Annotated in this window: 16 protein-coding genes and 1 riboswitch; of the genes, 3 read left to right on the top strand and 13 right to left on the bottom strand. The window is 63.3% G+C overall.

The features are described from left to right. Nucleotides 1-3: 3 nt before the first annotated feature. Nucleotides 4-2,262, bottom strand: coding sequence for a thioredoxin domain-containing protein (locus tag CXR25_RS02150; RefSeq protein WP_125240348.1), 2,259 nt, complete (start codon nt 2,260-2,262; stop codon nt 4-6). A 44-nt stretch (nt 2,263-2,306) separates the two neighbouring features. Then, entirely contained in the window at nt 2,307-2,699 is a 393-nt protein-coding gene (locus CXR25_RS02145; RefSeq protein ID WP_009883409.1) for a helix-turn-helix domain-containing protein, read from the bottom strand. Between the two features lie 205 nt (nt 2,700-2,904). Here CXR25_RS02145 and CXR25_RS02140 point away from each other — a divergent pair, with 205 nt between their 5' ends. After that, on the top strand, nt 2,905-3,798 hold the full coding sequence (locus CXR25_RS02140; RefSeq protein WP_009883410.1) for a hypothetical protein: 894 nt from the start codon (nt 2,905-2,907) through the stop codon (nt 3,796-3,798). 40 nt (nt 3,799-3,838) lie between these two features. On the opposite strand, the gene CXR25_RS02135 is transcribed toward CXR25_RS02140, so the two are convergent. After that, entirely contained in the window at nt 3,839-4,654 is an 816-nt protein-coding gene (locus CXR25_RS02135) for a glycerophosphodiester phosphodiesterase (RefSeq protein WP_096162441.1), read from the bottom strand. A gap of 327 nt (nt 4,655-4,981) precedes the next feature. Between CXR25_RS02135 and CXR25_RS02130 the strand changes: the two genes are divergently transcribed. Next, on the top strand, nt 4,982-6,475 hold the full coding sequence (locus CXR25_RS02130) for an alanine/glycine:cation symporter family protein (RefSeq protein WP_125240347.1): 1,494 nt from the start codon (nt 4,982-4,984) through the stop codon (nt 6,473-6,475). Nucleotides 6,476-6,572: 97 nt separating this feature from the next. After that, nucleotides 6,573-6,872, top strand: coding sequence for a hypothetical protein (locus CXR25_RS02125; protein ID WP_114385203.1), 300 nt, complete (start codon nt 6,573-6,575; stop codon nt 6,870-6,872). A 54-nt stretch (nt 6,873-6,926) separates the two neighbouring features. Here the strand turns inward: CXR25_RS02125 and CXR25_RS19120 are convergent, their stop codons facing one another. The 10 genes from CXR25_RS19120 to CXR25_RS02080 all read right to left on the bottom strand — a co-directional run bounded on the left by CXR25_RS19120 (nt 6,927) and on the right by CXR25_RS02080 (nt 18,491). Then, nucleotides 6,927-7,055: a hypothetical protein gene (locus CXR25_RS19120; RefSeq protein ID WP_009883414.1), complete on the bottom strand. Its 129-nt coding sequence runs from the start codon at nt 7,053-7,055 to the stop codon at nt 6,927-6,929. Nucleotides 7,056-7,095: 40 nt separating this feature from the next. Then, nucleotides 7,096-7,569, bottom strand: coding sequence for a nucleotidyltransferase domain-containing protein (locus tag CXR25_RS02120; RefSeq protein WP_083248631.1), 474 nt, complete (start codon nt 7,567-7,569; stop codon nt 7,096-7,098). A gap of 200 nt (nt 7,570-7,769) precedes the next feature. Further along, nucleotides 7,770-8,162 carry an ectoine synthase gene (locus CXR25_RS02115; protein ID WP_069599358.1) on the bottom strand — a complete coding sequence of 131 codons (393 nt, stop codon included), beginning with the start codon at nt 8,160-8,162 and terminating at the stop codon, nt 7,770-7,772. Between the two features lie 155 nt (nt 8,163-8,317). Then, nucleotides 8,318-9,616, bottom strand: coding sequence for a diaminobutyrate--2-oxoglutarate transaminase (gene ectB / locus CXR25_RS02110; RefSeq protein ID WP_069599357.1), 1,299 nt, complete (start codon nt 9,614-9,616; stop codon nt 8,318-8,320). Nucleotides 9,617-9,783: 167 nt separating this feature from the next. Continuing rightward, on the bottom strand, nt 9,784-10,206 hold the full coding sequence (ectA, locus tag CXR25_RS02105; RefSeq protein WP_009883418.1) for a diaminobutyrate acetyltransferase: 423 nt from the start codon (nt 10,204-10,206) through the stop codon (nt 9,784-9,786). Nucleotides 10,207-10,847: 641 nt separating this feature from the next. Beyond that, nucleotides 10,848-12,326 carry an L-serine ammonia-lyase gene (locus CXR25_RS02100; RefSeq protein WP_125240346.1) on the bottom strand — a complete coding sequence of 493 codons (1,479 nt, stop codon included), beginning with the start codon at nt 12,324-12,326 and terminating at the stop codon, nt 10,848-10,850. A 115-nt stretch (nt 12,327-12,441) separates the two neighbouring features. Then, the gene (gene gcvH / locus CXR25_RS02095) at nt 12,442-12,840 is read right to left on the bottom strand and encodes a glycine cleavage system protein GcvH (protein ID WP_009883420.1); all 399 of its coding nucleotides are present in this window, start codon (nt 12,838-12,840) and stop codon (nt 12,442-12,444) included. Between the two features lie 92 nt (nt 12,841-12,932). Then, the gene (locus tag CXR25_RS02090; protein WP_125240345.1) at nt 12,933-14,216 is read right to left on the bottom strand and encodes an aminomethyl transferase family protein; all 1,284 of its coding nucleotides are present in this window, start codon (nt 14,214-14,216) and stop codon (nt 12,933-12,935) included. Beyond that, nucleotides 14,216-17,167, bottom strand: a complete 2,952-nt coding sequence (gcvP, locus tag CXR25_RS02085; RefSeq protein ID WP_125240344.1) for an aminomethyl-transferring glycine dehydrogenase — start codon at nt 17,165-17,167, stop codon at nt 14,216-14,218. Before gcvP ends, CXR25_RS02090 begins: the two co-directional genes overlap by 1 nt. Nucleotides 17,168-17,283: 116 nt before the next feature. After that, nucleotides 17,284-17,372: riboswitch (glycine riboswitch) on the bottom strand. Between the two features lie 318 nt (nt 17,373-17,690). Then, nucleotides 17,691-18,491 carry an SDR family oxidoreductase gene (locus CXR25_RS02080; RefSeq protein WP_125240343.1) on the bottom strand — a complete coding sequence of 267 codons (801 nt, stop codon included), beginning with the start codon at nt 18,489-18,491 and terminating at the stop codon, nt 17,691-17,693. Between the last annotated feature and the right edge of the window lie 65 nt (nt 18,492-18,556).

Raw genomic sequence — 18,556 nt, 5'->3', positions numbered from 1 at the left:
CGCTTAAGCGTCGAGCAGCTTTTTCAGATCCTCGGCCGTCGTCACCGGCAATGAGCACTGCGTTCCCTGACAGACGATGGCGGCGCCCTCGGGCACCTCAACCTCGGAACCGTCTTCGGCAGGAACGCCTGTTGCTCCGGTGATGAGCGTGACCGCCGGGTGCTTGGCCGCGATGTCGCTCAGTGTCGCATTGCGCGTTGCGACGCGAACCGGTTTGAGTGCCCGTTCCGATTGCCACAGCGCGTGGCCGCAGCCGCGAGGTGCTCGGCCGGCGAGCGCCCGGTAGACGCCGAGCAGTCGGTCGCGCAGTTCTAGAAGTCCGCCGGCGCTGAGGTCATCGGCAACGTCGTTGCCGGCATGAACACTGCTGCCTGCACTTCCGTCCACGCCGATCTCCGCGAGCAGAAGAGCCACTTCTGCCGCCGCCGAGCGGCCGGAGGGCACCGTATTGTCGACCGGGTCGGAAGCTCTCACATCGAGGATCTCATCACCCATGGAGTCGAAGACCTCGAGCACCTCATCCTCGGCGGTGAAGTTTGCGAACATTGTCGTACCCCATGACTTGAGGTCGTTCACCTGCACCGATGCATCCGGCAGCTGGCGGACCGTGATCCCTGCGGTGATGAACTGGGCCCAGTCGGCGAGGCCCGCCTGACCAGGTCCCGGGGTCTCACCAGTGAAGCTGCGACAAACGTCGAGCAACGTACCGGCACCATGTTCGGAGCCAGCGGCAGTACCGGGACCGCCGAAGCGCGCCACCATTGCATCCCACAAGTGCCCGGCCTGACTCCCCCAGCCCGCCGCTGCATCAGAGGACAGCGCAGCATCCGTGTACAGCGCTGCCTCGGCCAGTGCCGTGATCGCCAGCGAGTTCCATTCGGTGATCGTCTTCTCATCGCGAGCAGGCTGGGACCGCTGGTCCAACAGCTTCCTGAGCCCGTCCCTCTGCGCAGCCGTCGCGGAGGTCTCCCACGGAGTTGGGTGGTCCTCATCGAAGGGCACCTCGTCCATGCCCAACCAGTCGATGATGCGGATCGCAGCCACGACGGAGCCAGACAGCTCCGCGGCGGCGGGGGAATCGACGAGCTGGAGCAGCCCCTCCTCCCCCACCTCGGCGAACTCCTCGGGTGTGACGACGTATGCGGCACCCTCTTCGAGTACCCCGTCGCCGTTGAGGGAGTCCGCGTCGAGGGCTGCGATGAAGCGATCGCCGTCGGACAGGTCCGTGGTGAGGAAGTTCGCGGTGTCGGTGATCTCGCGTTCGGCGAGCGCCAGCCACTTCGAGTCTGGGTTGAGCGCGCGTTCGACCTTCGCCCACTGCACAGCAGCGCGCAGGTAGAGCCCGTTGTCGTAGAGCATCTTCTCGAAGTGCGGCACGAACCACTGCCTGTCGACGCTGTAGCGGGCGATGCCGCCGCGCACCTGGTCACGCATGCCGCCGCTGGCGATCCGCGCGAAGGTGCTGCGCACCGCGATGAGGCAGTCGAGGACGAGTTCACCCTCGAGGTGTCCGTCGGCGCCGACCCTGTCGACCCTTCCCGGAGCAAGTGCTTCCTCCCTCGCCGAGGTGGTTCCGCCCAATCGTACGAACGTGGCCAGGAGCTGCATGAGGTTCATCAGCGGCGGGAACTTTGGGGCCTTGCCGAACCCGCCCCAGGCCGGGTCGTAGGAATCGAGCAGGGATTCGGCGGCCGAGTCGAGTTCCTCGGCGCTCAACAGTTCAGAGGCGGCTTCAGCCGGCAGTGCGTCGGAGACGGCGCTGGCCATGTCGGCCAATCCGCGGTCCATGCGCTGGGTCATCTCAGTCACCTCCTCGCGGCGATCCGTCCAGCTCTGAGACACGGCTGAGAGCACCTGCGTGAACGCGGGCAGATTGCCTCGCGGAGCCGGCGGAAAGTACGTGCCGGCATAGAAGGGACTGCCGGCAGGGGTGGCGAAGATGGTCATCGGCCACCCGCCCTGTCCGCGCATCGCCTGGAGTGCGTTCATGTAATAGGCATCGATGTCCGGCAGCTCTTCACGGTCGATCTTGATCGGCAGGAAGTTCTCGTTGATGATGCGGGCGATGGCTTCGTCTTCGAAGGATTCGTGGGCCATGACGTGGCACCAGTGGCAGGTGGAGTAGCCGATCGAGATGAGCAGGGGCACATCACGACGGGCCGCCTCGGCGAGGTTGTCCTTCGTCCACATCCGCCAGTCGACGGGATTGTCGGCGTGGGCGCGGAGGTACGGGCTGGTGGACGACGCGAGTTCATTGGCCATGCCCCCAGCGTCTCATTGGGCGGCCCGAGTTGAGAAGCTGTGCCTCAGATCCCGAGTTCGTCTTCCAACTCCATGAGGTCTTGAATCGCTCGAGCGCAATCTGCCCGAAGCGAACGCCTGAATTCCACGACGTCTTCACGCCGCAGGCGAGTGTGAGTGCCAACAGAGTGTGAAGTCAGGCGGCCATCGCGGATGTGCTTCATCAGCGTCGGACGCGACATTCCCAGTATCTTCGCCGCCATAGTGGTCGTCAGCACTTCTGGTACTCGCCCGACGGTGATGGCATCACCGTGAGCAACCGACTCAAGCACGGCTTCAATGAGGTCAGCGACGCGGGGAGCCAAATCAGATTTCCGGATGACCCACTCGTTGTCGGTCCTCGTCGTTCGATCCAGCAGTTCTGCAACGGATGCAGACGTCGCTGAGTCAAACGTCATTTCGCGATTTCCAGTCAACTCAACCTCCACCTTTCAGATATAAGTGTAGATCGCTTCCAGATATAAATGAATCTTTAACCGGAAGCCGCCAGTCCAAACTCCCAGCTTCTACATCGACGGACTTCAGGACACCACCACAGCCAGCCCTCCCTATTCCAGCAAGGAAAGTGGCCACAAAATGCGACTCCCATGAGAGGATTCCCCCATGGATGAGCTGACATATTCGCAGGAAGCAGACCGCTTGGCCTCCCCTGACGACGGCCAGAATTCGGCAACCGACGTTGGCCCGTCTCCGATGCGCTTCACGATCGTCGCACTCGCGTTCATCGTTCATTTCGTCGCCTGGGTCGGCTTCTGTGCTCTCATGTACGCGAAGGCTGAGTACTATTCAGCCCAGAGCTTGCCAGCCGGAATTGCCATGTCCGCCCTGGCTTGCCTGGCCGGCGCCGCTGCCATCGTCATCGCACGCGAGCTCTCGCCCATCCCGCGCAGCATCATCACCGTGCTCAGCATCGCCATCTTCGGAATCTCGGCCATCGCCGAGGTCGTCGGAAGCATCGAACGACCGAGGCCGGAAATGTTGGCGCTGACCTTCACAGAATCCGCACTGCTCATCGGCGCGTTCGTGTTCCCGTTCGTCATCGCGGGGGTCCTCGTTACTGTAATGGGCAAGGCTGCGGCGGCAGACCGGGCGACAACCGGCCCGGGACTCGTTCTCCTCGCCTGCGTGGTGATCGTGTTCTGCTGCCACGCGCTGATGTTCCAAACCTTCGAACAGATTGCGCTGCCCTCGTGGTATCGGTCGGAGTGGCCGATCGCCCTGAGCTCTGCAGTCGCCACGGTCGCCGCAGTGTTCCTGCTTTTGCGCGCACAGGTCAACGCCTCGTCACCGGGATGGTCGCTGGCCATCAGAGCTTCCGGCTTCATCACCCTGGTCTGCGGAATGTATCTGTGCAATCTCGCCACAGGCCAGCTGGTGGCTTTCTTACCTCTTGGCGCCCTGATCCCGGTGTTGTGGCAGGGAGCAGTGCTGGGGCTCTTCATCGGCGCAGTGGCTCTGTTCGTCTCTGCGGCAGTGGCGAAGTCTCGGCGATCCTGAGGGCCAGCTGCTCTGAAGCCCGGCTGTTCTGAAGCCCGCCTCAGAGGTCTTCGACGACCTCGAGAAGTCGGTCGGGCCTGTTGGTGATGATGCCGTCGGCGCCGAGGTCGATGGCCTTCTCCATGTCCTCGACACTGTTGACGGTCCACACCAGGCTCGACATTCCCAGCTCGTGGACGTGGCCGAGGAAGGTCGCGTCGGCTGCGGTGTATTGCGGGTTGATCTGATCGACCCAGGTAGCAAAGTCGAGCAGTTCATCGGGGCAGGGCCGACCCAGAACACCGACAGGGATTTCTGGGGCCAAAGCGTGAAACTCGCGAACGAAGGCCCAGTCGCCGGACTGGACGACGAGCATTCCCGCGGCCAAAGCCCGGTCCAGATATTCAGGCACGGCAGTCAGGGACTCAACGAGCACCTCGGCGATTCCGGGATATTGGGCGGGCTTCTTAACCTCGAGGAGCAGCCCGGTGCGGGTCACGTGCACCAGATCCAGCACCTCGGCGAGGTGAGGGACCCTGACGCCGTTGTACACCTGCCCCTTCCACGAGCCCGCATCGAGGGCGGCGATCTCAGCAGTCGTCATGGCGCTCACGCTGGTATCGGCACGGTCGGGGTAGATCGTGCGGACGTTGGTGGTGCGGTCGAGGGTGTCGTCGTGGATGACGATGAGGTCGCCGTCTTTGTTCATGTGGACGTCGATCTCGATCATGTCCGCACCCTGATCGATGCCGGCGACGAAGGCGGGAATCGTATTCTCGGGATGCTGCTCGGATGCTCCTCGGTGAGCGATGACCAGCGGGGGAACACGGGTGTGGGTGACTTCGGCGGTGGATTGGTTCAAGAGAGTGATTGGCATGGCGGGGACTCCTCAGGGGTGGCGGCTCAGAGCGACGGTGAGCGGCCGGTGGCGCAGTTCGTTGCGGATCAGACTAGGCAACCAGAGCAAGGGCAGGATGATGATTGGGTAGACGTGACGTGAACCCTGGCAGAGCAGGCGCTCACAAGTGCGGCCGTGATTCCGTATGCTCGCTCGACTGCCTCGTGGTCGGTAATGAGCCAAACGCCGCCTGCCTGCGCACTGCAGGAGTGGGTTAGTGGCAGACTGAAGGCATACACAGCGGACGTTCAGGCACTCTTCCGCCCGAACCTCTGACCGCATGATTGCCGAAGGAGGCTCAGTTCCATGGAGATGCTGCAGAACGCACTCAACGGGATCGATTCCGTATCGTCCTATGTACTCGTTGCAGTCCTGATTCCCACTGGTCTGTATTTCACCATCCGCACCGGAGTGATCCAAGTGCGAATGCTCCCCGAAATGTTCCGCACGCTCGCCGAGCCGGGTGGACGAGACTCCGAGGGCAATAAGAACATCTCCCCGTTCCGCGCCTTCTCCATCTCTGCTGCCTCGCGAGTGGGCACGGCCAACATCGCCGGCGTGGCCTTGGCCATTTCGCTGGGCGGCCCCGGTGCAGTGTTCTGGATGTGGCTGACAGCCGTCGTCGGCGGTGCCACCGCGTTCGCCGAGTCCGCTCTCGGCCAGGTCTACAAGATGAAGGACGGCCCGAACTTCCGCGGCGGCCCGGCCTACTACATCCGGCACGGAATGAACATGAAATGGCTCGGCCTGGTCTTCGCCGTGATCGTCGCCATCACCTACGGCATCGTGTTCAACACGGTGCAGTCGAACTCGATCGTCGACGCGGTCGGTGCATCGTTCAATGTCGAGGACTCGAACTTCGCATTCTCAGCAATCGCCGGTGTGGTCATCGCCGTCGGCGCCTACCTGATCTTCGTCGGCGGAGCCAAGCGCATCTCGAACATCTCCGCCTACCTCGTGCCGATCATGGCCGGTCTCTACCTGATCGTCGGGATCATCGTCGTGGTGCTCAACCTCGGCGCCGTCCCCGACATGATCCTCACCATCTTCACCGATGCGTTCAGCATGGATTCCATCGCCGGTGGAACGCTCGGCTCGATCATGCTCATCGGCGTTCAGCGCGGCCTGTTCTCCAACGAGGCCGGAATCGGTTCCGTCCCGAATGCTGCAGCCACAGCATCGGCATCTCACCCGGCCAAACAGGGATTCGTGCAGGCACTGGGCGTGTACTTCGACACGATCCTCGTCTGCTCGATCACAGCGTTCATCATCCTGCTGTCGAACCCCGAATACGGCAGCTCTGCCGAAGGAATCCAGCTGACGCAGACGGCGCTGAGCGGGCAGCTGGGCCAGTGGGCAATCCACTTCCTCACCTTCGCGATCTTCCTCTTCGCCTTCTCCTCGATCCTCGGCAACTACTACTACGGCGAAGCCAATATCGAGCATCTGACCACCAGCAAAGTTGCCATGCGGGTGTACCAGGTGATCGTGATGGTGTCGGTCTTCATCGGGGCGATCGCGGCACTGGACATCGTCTGGACCGCGGCGAACATCTTCATGGCGATCATGGCTCTCATCAACCTCTTCGCTCTGCTGATGCTCTCACCGCTGGTGTTCAACCTGCTGAAGAACTACCAGCAGCAGCGTCGACAGGGATTTGAGCCGGTCTTCCACCGTTCCGATCTGCCCACGTTCAAGCGCATCAACACCGACATCGACGCTTGGGACGGCACAGACGAAGTCACCACTGCAAAGTTCTGGCAGGACCGCGGCAAGAAGGTGCGCCCGGACGACGATTGATGCTGTCGGCAGTTTGATCCTGAATGCGTATCGGGCGCCCCTTCCCTGGGGGCGCCCGATGTGGCTTTCACTGTTCTCTACCTAGGAGGAAGGCCCCATGACTGTGGATCGCACAGAGTTGGCCGATTCCCTCGCCGAGGCGACCGGGTGGTCGGTCACGGCCGATGCCCGCCGAGTGACGTTCACCAATGATGATCCACCGCAGGTGGTCATCTGGACGGTCGCCGATGCTGAGATCGGCGAACTCCGTTACAGCCAGAACCTCATGGCCAAGTCGGCCGGAGCCCGTCAGACCGCCGATCTCGGTGTGTTGGGGCTGCCTCTCTGCGAAGCACTAGGTCCGTTCGAAGGGTCTCGCGGATATATGCACGGGACAGACCTGACTATTTCCGAGTGACCGAGGTGTACTGCCCTGGGAGGTCAGCGCTTGGCCGACCTCATTCGCAGATGGTCAGCGCTTGGCCGACTTCGAGGTGGCGCCAGTCGCCCAGCTCGACTGGCCGAAGGTCACGCGGTAGGTCTTCTTGCTCTTCGTCTTGACCTTGTACGTGGCCTTGCCCTTCTTGGCCGCTCTGGCCATGTCTTCATATGCAGGAGATCCTTGGCGACAGCGACAAGCATCAGAGGAGCCTCTTATCGTGCAGGATGTCCGCGTCGAGCACAGGGTCAAGTCCGCTGTAGGAGATCAAATCGATCTCACGACCGAGAACTTTCTCCACTAGCTGCTTGAACTCGACAAAGTCGAACGAAGAGGTGCCCGGAGGCGGTTGCACTAGTAGATCAATATCCGATTCCGCACGAGAGTCCCCTCGAGCCACGGACCCGAAGACTGCCAGCTCGGTGTATCGATAGTTCTCAGCGACGAGCCGCAAAATCGGCGCTGCCGCTTCTAGCAGTTCCGCGGCTGACAAGTTGCCGAAATTAGTGGATGCCGCGACTTGCTGGCTGACGGCTGGCTGGCTTATTCCCAGAGAAGCTGCGATTTCGCGCTGACTCAGCCCAAGCACATTCATCGCGCGCAAGACGATGACCCTGCGCACGCGGGCAACCCCCTCTGCGCGCCGGGCATCGTTGTACTCCGCCACCAGCGTCATAAGGCAACCTTATCACTCACCGGCATCGCGCTCCATACAAAAAGCTGGTGGCCACGGAACTGGGGCAAAACCCGCAGATTGCGGATCTACCTCAGTTCCGTGACCACCAGCTATGGGGTCCGGAGGCCGGACTCAACCTCGGTGATTGATCAACGGATCAGCCACCTCGGCGATGGAGCTTTTCAGCTCAGGAGAGGATCTCAGTCCTCTTCGACGATGAGCGGGTAGACGCCGTTCTCGTCGTGAGTCTCACGACCGGTGACCGGCGGGTTGAAGACGCAGGCCATGCGCAGCTCTTCCTCGGCGACCACGGTGTGCTTCTCGTGTCCGTCGAGCAGGTACATGGTGCCGTCAGAGAGCTCGTAGGTCTCGCCGGTCTCCTGATCGGTCAGAGTGCCCTTGCCCTGCACGCAGTACACGGCTTCGACGTGGTTCTGGTAGTGGAAAGTCGAGGTGGTTCCGGCGTAGATCACGGTGTCGTGAAGCGAGAATCCGACGCGCTCCTTGCCCAGCACCATGCGGCGGCTGCGCCAGGTCTCCGACTTGATATCGCGGTCGGTGTCATTGAGGTCATCGCGGTTGACTACGTACATTCGTGGTCCTTTCAATTGGCATATCAGACGGGTTGCCGATGCATCAGTCGAAATGTCGACCGATCCACCGGCAACGCGTCATTCAAGTTTCATGGTTGAGTCTCAGCGAACCGAAACTCGGCTTTCCAGGCTCTCGCGCTCAGCTGGGAGCAGGCTCAGACCGCCGCAGATTCTGCGTTGGTGGCCGGAGCGAACTTCAGCACAGCAGCCTCGATGATGTCGAGACCCTGTTCCAGATCGTGCGAGGAGATGGTCAGCGGAGGCATGATCTTCGTGACCTCATCCTTGGGACCCGAGGTCTCGAGGAGCAGGCCGTTTTCGAAGGCTTCTGCTGCCACCTTGCCGGCGACCTCGTCATCGGCGAAGTGGAGTCCGGCGAGGAGTCCGCGTCCACGGATGGATGCTCCCTCTGCCTTTTCCACGATCGAGTCGAGGCGCTGGTGCAGTGCGGCGATGGTGTCGGCCAATTCGTTCTGGAAGGTGTTGTCGGCCCAGAAGTTCTTGATCGCGGCGGTCGCCGTGACGAATGCGGGGTTGTTTCCGCGGAAGGTTCCGTTGTGCTCGCCCGGTTCCCAAACATCGAGCTCGGGGCGGAAGAGGGTCAGTGCCATCGGCAGACCCGAACCGGAGATCGACTTCGACAGGCAGACGATGTCTGGCTCGATGCCGGCCTCTTCGAAGCTGAAGAAGGATCCGGTACGGCCACAGCCGGCCTGCACGTCATCGACGATGAGGAGGATGTCGTGCTTCTTGGTCAGCTCGGACAGGGCGCGCAGCCATTCGGCGCGTGCGGCGCGGAGGCCGCCTTCACCCTGCACGGTCTCAACGATGACAGCGGCTGGCTTGTCGACGCCGGAGCCGGAGTCTTCGAGGACCTTCTCGAGCCACAGGAAGTCTGGGATCTCTCCGTCGAAGTAGTCGTCGTAGGGAATCTTCGAGCTGTTGGTCAGCGGGATGCCTGCGCCTTCGCGCTTCATCGAGTTGCCGGTCACCGACAGCGATCCCAGGGTCATGCCGTGGAATGCGTTGGTGAAGGACAGCATGTGCTGACGTCCGGTGACCTTACGAGCCAGCTTGAGGGCAGCCTCGACGGTGTTGGTTCCCGTTGGTCCGGGGAACATCACGGTGTAGTCGAGTCCGCGTGGCTTGAGGATGAGGTCCTGGAAGGTCTCGAGGAACTCACGCTTGGCCGGGGTCTTCATGTCCAGCGAGTGCAGGACTGCACCCGACTGGAGGTACTCGATGAGAGGGTTCATCACGACGGGGTTGTTGTGCCCGTAGTTGAGTGCTCCGGCGCCGGAGAAGAAATCGATGAATTCCTTGCCGTCTTCGCCCCACTGCTTCGCACCCTGTGCCTTGGCAAAGGTGGCGGGCCAGGAGCGCGAGTATCCTCGCACCTCTGATTCGCGGGTTTCAAAGATGTCGGGCTTCGTGGTCTTAGAGTTTTCGGTCATCACTTGAGTCCTTTCGACTTCTGGATTACGCACTTGCCTCGTGAGCAAGCGCCTAGGCGGTGGCCGCGACCGATCAACATCGGGTACGGCTGTCGCCGGTCGGCACCCTCAGACGGAATCAGTTGATCCCTCGGACGCCAGGTGGCACCAGGCTTTTCAGCGGTGCATCACAGTGGTGCGATCTCGTACAGGTATTCTGTGTCGTGACCGTCCGGGTACAGATCCGGAGTGATCAGCGCGCTTCGTTCGCAATTAGCGTCACGCTGCTCAGCGAATGACTGGAACAGACGGTTTGAAGCGTCGTTGTCATCGGTGATCGTCGTCTCCAGGCGGAGCGCATTGGTGCGATCGGCCAGCTCGTTGAGCATGGTCTTCGCCAATCCGTGTCCGCGGAAGTCCGACGAGACTGCGACCTGCCAGATCATCAGCGTGTTAGGCCGATCCGGGCGGGTGTAGCCGGTGACGAACCCGGCGGGCTCTCCGCCGATTCGCGCGATCGTCGAGGTGGCCGAGAAGTCTCGGCACCACAGAATGTAGGAGTACGAGGAGTTCAGGTCGAGAACGGCCGAATCTTTAGCCAGTCTCCACATGTGTTGACCGTCTTCCATAGTTGGAACACGGACATCGGTTTCTGTTTGAGGTTCAGCGACTGCGTTTCTCACGCCTTCAAACCTAACGACCTGAGGATGAGCGTCAACTCGAAAACCGGTGATTCACGCCCCATTCAGTGGTGATTCCCGCGCGTGTTCCCGACGTCACGAACCGGGGTTTCCCCATGGCATCTCTGGGATGCGCCAGGGCGCTCTTCCGCGCTCATTCCGGGGTAGAGCTTCGTTATCGTTTCGTTACATTTCAGCACTTTTGGAACAGCGGTTCCACGGTTGTTCCACGTTTCGACGCCACCTCGGGGCATGACTTCCGGATGACTATTCGGGGTGCCGGAGACAGCCATCCGGCTGGACGGCGGGAAAGGCAGGGAGGGTTGCTGGATAGGGCAATGCATGGATGCGGGTGAGGGCAGCGGGTGTCAGATACCGGCCTCTCACGCAGCTGAAACAGGCAGCAGGAAGCGACTTTTCACCGAGACAGCGCCTGCGTGTCGAAGCCCCTATGCCCACAGCGATGTTTCGACGCGCAGGCGGGGTTTCGACGGCACCGGAGGGTGAAAACCTAGCGCGGCAGCCTCGAGGACGCTGGAAGGGCCGCCCATACGACAGCCCCGCGGGCTACCTCAGCATTCGACGACGTTGACGGCGAGGCCGCCCTGCGCTGTCTCCTTGTACTTCGAGCTCATGTCCGCACCTGTCTGGCGCATTGTCTCAATCACCTCGTCGAGGCTGACCCTGTGCTGGCCGTCGCCCCACAGGGCCATCCGGGAGGCGTTGATGGCCTTGCCTGCCGCGATCGCGTTGCGTTCGATGCAGGGGACCTGCACGAGCCCGGAGATCGGGTCGCAGGTCAGGCCCAGGTTGTGCTCCATGGCGATCTCGGCGGCGTTCTCGATCTGCTCCGGGGTGCCGCCCATGATCGCGGCCAGTCCCCCGGCAGCCATCGAGGAGGCGGATCCGACCTCGCCCTGGCAGCCCACCTCGGCGCCGGAGATGGATGCTCTCTCCTTATAGAGGACACCCACCGCCGCCGAGGTGAGCACGAAGTCCACGATCGCCGCGTGCTTGGCAGCCTCGCCGCCCTTGACCACGGAATCCACGTAGTTGAGCGCATAGTGGAGGACTGCGGGGATGATGCCGGCAGCGCCGTTCGTCGGTGCGGTGACGACGCGTCCGCCCGAGGCGTTCTCCTCATTGACGGCCATGGCGATGAGGTTGACCCACTCCAGGTAGTAGCCAGGGTCGCGGTCGGGGTCCTCGGCCTTGAGCTTGAGGTACCAGTCGTGGGCGCGCCTACGCACCTTGAGTCCGCCCGGCAGGTAGCCCGAGCGGTCCAGGGACGCCGAGGCGCACTCCTCCATCACGGAGTAGATATGGAGGAGACCGTGACGGATCTCGTCCTCATCGCGCATCGACTTCTCGTTGGCGAGCATGATCTCGGCGATCGACATGTCGCTTTCCTTGCAGCGTTGCAGGAGCTCGACGGCCGAGTGGAAGGGGTACGGAAGCTCTTCGCTGTAGGACTGCAGCTCGGCGTCGACGACAGCATCGGCAACGGCGAACTCGCTGGTGTCGTCCTCTCCCGACTCAGCAACAACCTCGGCGGCCTGCTCCTTCTCCAGGAACTCGGTCTCGGAGGTGACGAAGCCACCACCCACAGAATAGTAAGTCTCTTCGGCCAGGGTCTGGCCCTCGGCGTCGAAGGCTGTGATGGTCATGGCGTTCGTGTGGCGAGGCTTGATGGTCAGGGGACGCTTGACCATGTCGTCCTCGGTGAAGGCGATCTCGACGCCGTGCCCGACTGCGTCGCCGAGGAGGATCGTCCCGGTCTCGGACATGCGGGTCCGGCGGGCGGTGAGTTCATTGGCTTCGACGGCGTCGGGCGCACAGCCTTCCAGTCCGATGAGGATGGCGTCGAAGGTGCCGTGTCCGGCACCGGTGGCGGCGAGGGATCCGAAGACATCAACCTTGATGCTTGCGGTGGATCCTCGCTTGTCGCCCAGTAGTGTGAGGAAGCTCGATGCCGCTCGCATCGGGCCGACGGTGTGAGAACTCGACGGGCCGATGCCGACGGTAAAGAGATCGAAGACGCTCAGTGGCATGGAAGATACTCCGATTCTTTTCAGGTGATCGATGGGACCGACCGGGCCGGGTCGTTCCGGCCCAGTCAGGCCGGATGACTCCAGCCGTGGTCGGTCCCATCGGTCGGAGGGTGTGTCAGAGGGAGTTGGCCTCTGCGTAGCCTGCTGCGTCCATCACTTCGCCCAGTTCGGTGACGTTGACTTCGAACAGCCAGCCGTCGCCGTAGGGGTCGGAGTTGAGCACGCCGGGGTTGTCCGTGGCGGCCTCGTTGATGGCGGTGACCTCGCCGGTGACCGGGCAGTAGAGGTCGGAGACCGACTTGGTCGATTCGACCTCGCCACAGGTCTCGCCTGCGGTGACGGTGTCGCCGACCTCTGGCAGGTCCACGTAGACGACCTCGCCGAGGGCGTCAGCGGCGACCGCGGTGATGCCGATCTTCACCGTGTTGCCGACGATGGCGTCGGCTCCGGCGTTGATCCACTCGTGCTCAGCGGAGTAGGTGAAGTTCTGTGGGAGCGGGGGCAATTCAGCCATGATTGTCCTTTTCTGCTTAATTGACAGCTAGTTGGTGAGCAGGTGCCCCCAGTGTACGAGCCACCGGGGGCAACAGCATCAGGATCGACGGATCAGTTCTCGCCGCGCTTGTAGAACGGCAGCTCGGTCACGGAGAACTCATGTGCCTTGCCGCGGATGTCCACGAATACGGGCGTGCCTGGGTCGGCGAGTCCGCGGTCGAGGAACGCCAGAGCGATCGGGTGGCCCAGCGTCGGCGAAGGCTGTCCGGAGGCGACGGTGCCGACGGCGGTGCTGCCCTCGGCGCCGACCTCGTCGGCCGAGGCGAAGACGCTGGCTCCGGACCTGGCGGCGCGACGGCCCTCGGAGGTCAAGCCGACGAGCACGCGTGGTGGCTCGGTCTCCCCCAACTTGGCCAATGCCTCACGAGCGACGAAGTTCTCCTTCGTCTTGAACCCGATCATGCGGCCGAGTCCGACGTCGAACGGCGAGGTCTCGAGGCTGAGTTCGTTGCCGTAGAGCGGCATGCCGGCTTCCAGGCGCAGCGAATCACGCGAGGCCAGGCCGCAGGGCACGAGGCCGTAGTCGGCACCAGCAGTCGTCAGGGTCTCCCACAGACGCGGCGCGGCGATGTTGGGAATGTAGAGCTCGAAGCCGTCTTCGCCGGTGTAGCCGGTGCGCGCCAGCATCATGTCGATGCCCGCGATCGTCAGCGGCATCCACGCGTAGTACTTCAGCTCCCGGACCGCCTCGCCGACGGTGATTCCGGTTGAGTTCACCGAGGAATCATCCGCGGAGCCGTCGACGGCTGCATCGTTAGCCGCAGATCCGTCCGCCGAGGTGGTCGCTGGCCCGAATTCCCCATGTGCACCCTCGTCGAGGGCACGGAGGATGATGGCCTCGGAGTTCGGCCCCTGCACGGCGATGAGGGCAGTGTCTTCGGACTCGTCGAAGAGTTTGGCATCGGCTCCCGGGGACTCGTCGCGCAGGAAGGCCTGCAGCCGTTCCTTCAGGGTCGCGACGACGGTCGGGGTGTTCGAGGCGTTGGGGACGATGAGGAACTCTTCGTCGCCGATCCGGTAGGTGATGAGGTCATCGAGGAGGTAGCCTGCCTCGTTGACGAGCACACCGTATTTCGCCTTGCCGATCTTCATCTTCGAGTACTTCGCCACCAGCGCGTAGTCGAGGAATGCGGCGGCGTCGGAGCCGGTGAGGCGGACTTCGCCCATATGGGAGAGGTCGAAGATGCCTGCGGCTTCGCGCACGGCACGGTGCTCAGCCAGTTCGGACCCGTACTTCAGCGGCATGTCCCAACCGCCGAAGTCGGTGAAGGATGCGCCCAGCTGGGCATGGATATCATGCAGCGGGGTCTCCCGCGGCGAATTCTCAGTACTCATCAGTCGTCTTCTTCCTCATTGTCTTCGAAGGCCTCTGGCGGTGGGCAGCTGCACACCAGGTTGCGGTCGCCGTAGGCACCGTCAATCCGGCTCACCGGTGGGAAGTACTTGGTCTGGCGCAATCCCTTGACCGGGAACACGGCAGTCTCGCGGGAGTACTTGGCGTCCCAGTCATCCATCACCACGGTGGCCGGGTGCGGGGCACCGGCCAGCGGTGACTCTGCATAGGAATAGGTGTCGCCGATGGCGTCGATCTCTGCGCGGATGGTGCGCATGGCTTCGATGAAGCGGTCGAGTTCGGCCTTGTCCTCGGACTCGGTCGGTTCGACCATGAGTGTCCCGGGAACCGGGAAGGCCAGGGTCGGGGCGTGGAAGCCGAAGTCGATGAGGCGCTTGGCCACATCCTCGGCGGTGACGCCGGACTTCGCGGTCAGCTCACGCAGGTCGAGGATCGTCTCATGGCCGACGAGTCCGTGCTCTCCCGAGTAGAGGATGGGGAACACGTCGTGGAGCTTGGCTGCCAGGTAGTTCGCACCCAGGAGTGCGACACGAGAGGCTTCTGTGAGTCCGTCGCCGCCCATGAGCTCGAGGTAGGCGAAGCTGATCGGCAGAACGCCGGCGGAGCCGAACATCGATGCGGAGATCGGCAGCTCGTGCGCGTCCTCTTCCCCGGCCACAAGCTCTGGTGCGGTGGGATCGCCGGGCAGGTACGGCGCGAGGTGTTCGCGCACCGCGACCGGTCCGACTCCGGGTCCGCCACCGCCGTGGGGGATGCAGAAGGTCTTGTGCAGGTTGAGGTGGGAGACGTCTCCGCCGAACTCGCCGGGCTTGGCGAGTCCGACCATGGCGTTGAGGTTCGCACCGTCGACGTAGACCTGGCCGCCGGCAGCGTGGATCTTCTCGCAGACCTCACGGACCTCGGATTCGAAGATCCCGTTGGTCGACGGGTAGGTGATCATGATCGCGGCGAGTTTGTCCGCGTTCTTCTCGATCTTCGCATCGAGGTCGGCGATGTCGACCGATCCGTCTTCGGCGGTCGCGATGACCTGGACCTTGAGTCCGGCCAGGACCGCGGAGGCGGCGTTGGTGCCGTGGGCCGACTGTGGGATGAGGACCACATCGCGGCTGGTGTCACCGTTGGCGACGTGGAAGTTGCGGATCGCGAGCAGACCGGCCAGTTCGCCCTGGGAGCCGGCGTTGGGCTGCAGGGACACGCGGTCGTAGCCGGTGACCTCGACGAGCGAGTTCTCCAGACGGGTGATGAGGTTGCGCCAGCCGTGGGTCTGCTCCTCCGGGGCGAAGGGGTGGATGGAGGCGAACTCCGGCCAGGTGATCGGTTCCATCTCTGCCGCGGCGTTGAGCTTCATCGTGCAGGAGCCCAGGGGGATCATCGTCCGGTCCAAGGCCAGGTCCCGGTCGGCCAGGGTGCGCAGGTAGCGCATCATCGAGGTCTCGGACCCGTAGGAGCTGAAGACCGGGTGGGTGAGGAAGTCGGTGTCGCGGTGGAAGGCGGCGTCGAAGACCGGTGTCGGCACCTGGTTGGCTCCGAATGTTCCCGCCGAGGCGGCTGCGAAGTTCGCTTCATCGACCCGGGCGATGATGCCCAGAGCTTCGAGCAGTCCGTTGGCATCGGCGACCGAGTGGGATTCGCCGAAGGAGACGCCGATGGTGGAGTCGTCGATGACGCGGATGTTGAAGCCGGCACGTTCGGACACGACTCGGGCGGCTTCTGCGTCGGCGACGCGGATGGCCACGGTGTCGAAGAACTCACGGGTGACCACCTCGGCGCCGGGGGCGGTGTCCGCAGCGGTCGCGAAGGCCTGGGCCAGGCGGTGGATGCGGGAGGCGATGCGGGTCAGGCCGACGGGGCCGTGGTAGACGGCGTACATCGATGCGACGTTGGCCAGCAGAGCCTGCGCGGTGCAGATGTTGGACGTGGCCTTCTGGCGGCGGATGTGCTGTTCACGGGTCTGCAGGGCCAGACGGTAACCGGGCTTGCCCTGGGCGTCCTTGGAGACACCGACGAGGCGGCCGGGCAGCTGACGCTGGAGACCGGACTTCACAGCCATGAAGCCGGCGTGGGGTCCGCCGAAGAACAGGGGAACACCGAAGCGCTGGGCCGAGCCCACGGAGATGTCGGCGCCCTGGGAGGCGGGATCCTTGAGCAGGGTCAGGGCCAGCAGGTCGGCGTCGAAGGTGACGAGGGCGCCGCGGTCATGGGCGCCGTCGACGGCTTCGGTGAAGTCGCGGATGACGCCGGTGGTGCCGGGCTGGGCGCAGACGATGCCGAAGATGTCTTCGCCCACGAGGCCTTTGGCCAGGTCAGCGACGGTGACGCGGAAGTCCATGGCCTTCGCGCGGGCACGGACGACGGCGATGGTCTGCGGGTGGAGTTCGGAGTCGAGGACGACGGTTGTCCCCTTCTTCACGGCCCGACGCATCAGCAGGACCGCCTCGGCGACGGCGGTGGCCTCGTCGAGGAGGGAGGCGTTGGCGATGTCGAGGCCGGTGAGATCCTGGACGACCTGCTGGAAGTTGAGCAGAGCCTCGAGGCGACCCTGGGAGATCTCGGGCTGGTACGGGGTGTAGGCGGTGTACCAGGCGGGGTTCTCGACCAGGTTGCGGCGGATGACGGCCGGGGTGATCGTGTCGTAGTAGCCCTGGCCGATCATCTGCGTGCGCATGATGTTCTGACCGGCGATCGCGCGGAGGTCGTCGAGGACCTCGGCTTCGGAGCGACCGGTGGGCAGGTCGAGTCCGTCGATCTGAATGGATTCTGGGACGGCTGCGCTGGAGAGCGCTTCGAGGGAGTCGTAGCCGAGTTCGACCAGCATGGCCTGGGTGTCGTCGGCGCGGGGGCCGATGTGCCGGTCGGAGAAGGGGCGTTCCGTGTCTCCGGTGGGCGCTGTGGTGTGCGCGAGTGAACTTGTGTGGGCGAGTGAACTGGTCATTGCCGTCCTCGGGTCGGTGTCGCGCCCGCCTATGGAGGACGCACTGAGCAGTGGTGGTCCTCCCCGTTCTGTCAGACTGACAGCGCGCGAGCGCGGTGGCGGTCCTTCAGATATGCCTGCAATCGGTGGTACTGGGCCTGAGAGTTTCCCGGGGAGGGAATTGCACCTACGGCGCTGCTTGAAGCAGCTCTCCCACGTCATGTCTTAACGGCAGTATTCAATTGTGTGGTTTCGCTTGTTGCTTGTCAGGTGTTGCGTGTTGCTGGTGTGGCTATGTACTTATGGCGCTAAGTCTAGTGGCTGGGATCACGGCGGACAAACACCGTGATGGGACTCGAATACCAGCAGTCGGAGAGCGCCTTCAGCGCGATTCGCGGATCCGCGGGATCCGGCCTGAAAGCCCCTTATAGCGGAGCAACGGCAATTGATGTGGAGGAATGGTCGTCCGAACACGGTTCCGGCGACCATTCCTCCACAGTCAATTCAGCCAGAGAGGCCAATTCTCCTCAGCGAACGAGGAGAATCAGGCATTGCCTCCGGCGGTGATGACTCCCCCATCGGCGGTGAGAACCTGCGCGGTGATCCAATCCGCGTCGGAGGACGCGAGGTAGGCCACGGCAGCGGCGATGTCTTCGGGAGTTCCGAGGCGCTTGACCGGGTAAGCAGAGGAGACCTCTTCTTCCCTGCCTTCATAGAGCGCGGTGGCAAAGTCCGTCTTCACCACGGCTGGGGCGACGGCGTTGACCCTGATGTCCGGGCCGAGCTCGACGGCCAGCGACTTAGTCAGGTGCGAGACCGCCGCCTTCGAGATGCCGTAGAAGGAGATACCCGGGCTCGGCCGCTCCCCTGCGACGGAGGAGATGCTCACGACGCGTCCCTTGTTCTCACGGAAGTTCAGCTTCTCGTGGTGGACGGCTTCCTGGACCCAGGCGAGCGTGCCGATGACGTTGACGTCGAGGATCTTGCGAGCGGCGTCGAGGTCGAGGTCGATGAGCGGTCCGTAGACGGGGTTGATGCCCACGTTCGTGACCAGCACGTCGAGACGACCGAACTTCTCGGCGATCGTGTCGTAGACCTCCGCGCGGTGTTTGGGGTCGTCGGACTTCCCGGCGATGGCCAGGGCGGTGCCTTCGGGGAACTGCGCGACCGCCTCGGCGAGTGCCTCGGGTTTGCGGGCTGTGAGGATGACCGTCGCCCCTTCGGACTGCAGCCGCTTGGCGATGCCGAGTCCGATTCCACGGCTGGCACCGGTGACGAGTGCGACCTGACCGGTGAATCGCGCGCCGAGGTGGGGCTGAGCTTGAGTGCTGGCGTGTTCTGTCATGCGTGAACTCCATCGTCCGTCGAGTTAACCGAGCGTTCGCTCAGTGCTGTGTTTGTATCGTAGGC

It is taken from the genome of Brevibacterium aurantiacum (genome assembly GCF_003932995.1).
Classification (GTDB): Bacteria; Actinomycetota; Actinomycetes; order Actinomycetales; family Brevibacteriaceae; genus Brevibacterium; species Brevibacterium aurantiacum.
This window is presented reverse-complemented; position numbering and strand designations above follow the sequence as displayed.

Coding starts and splice junctions, on each gene's coding strand:
- CXR25_RS02150 (WP_125240348.1), bottom strand. CDS start 2,262: ATGGCCAATGAACTCGCGTCGTCCACCAGCCCGTACCTCCGCGCCCAC.
- CXR25_RS02145 (WP_009883409.1), bottom strand. CDS start 2,699: ATGACGTTTGACTCAGCGACGTCTGCATCCGTTGCAGAACTGCTGGAT.
- CXR25_RS02140 (WP_009883410.1), top strand. CDS start 2,905: ATGGATGAGCTGACATATTCGCAGGAAGCAGACCGCTTGGCCTCCCCT.
- CXR25_RS02135 (WP_096162441.1), bottom strand. CDS start 4,654: ATGCCAATCACTCTCTTGAACCAATCCACCGCCGAAGTCACCCACACC.
- CXR25_RS02130 (WP_125240347.1), top strand. CDS start 4,982: ATGGAGATGCTGCAGAACGCACTCAACGGGATCGATTCCGTATCGTCC.
- CXR25_RS02125 (WP_114385203.1), top strand. CDS start 6,573: ATGACTGTGGATCGCACAGAGTTGGCCGATTCCCTCGCCGAGGCGACC.
- CXR25_RS19120 (WP_009883414.1), bottom strand. CDS start 7,055: ATGGCCAGAGCGGCCAAGAAGGGCAAGGCCACGTACAAGGTCAAGACG.
- CXR25_RS02120 (WP_083248631.1), bottom strand. CDS start 7,569: ATGACGCTGGTGGCGGAGTACAACGATGCCCGGCGCGCAGAGGGGGTT.
- CXR25_RS02115 (WP_069599358.1), bottom strand. CDS start 8,162: ATGTACGTAGTCAACCGCGATGACCTCAATGACACCGACCGCGATATC.
- ectB (WP_069599357.1), bottom strand. CDS start 9,616: ATGACCGAAAACTCTAAGACCACGAAGCCCGACATCTTTGAAACCCGC.
- ectA (WP_009883418.1), bottom strand. CDS start 10,206: ATGTGGAGACTGGCTAAAGATTCGGCCGTTCTCGACCTGAACTCCTCG.
- CXR25_RS02100 (WP_125240346.1), bottom strand. CDS start 12,326: ATGCCACTGAGCGTCTTCGATCTCTTTACCGTCGGCATCGGCCCGTCG.
- gcvH (WP_009883420.1), bottom strand. CDS start 12,840: ATGGCTGAATTGCCCCCGCTCCCACAGAACTTCACCTACTCCGCTGAG.
- CXR25_RS02090 (WP_125240345.1), bottom strand. CDS start 14,216: ATGAGTACTGAGAATTCGCCGCGGGAGACCCCGCTGCATGATATCCAT.
- gcvP (WP_125240344.1), bottom strand. CDS start 17,167: ATGACCAGTTCACTCGCCCACACAAGTTCACTCGCGCACACCACAGCG.
- CXR25_RS02080 (WP_125240343.1), bottom strand. CDS start 18,491: ATGACAGAACACGCCAGCACTCAAGCTCAGCCCCACCTCGGCGCGCGA.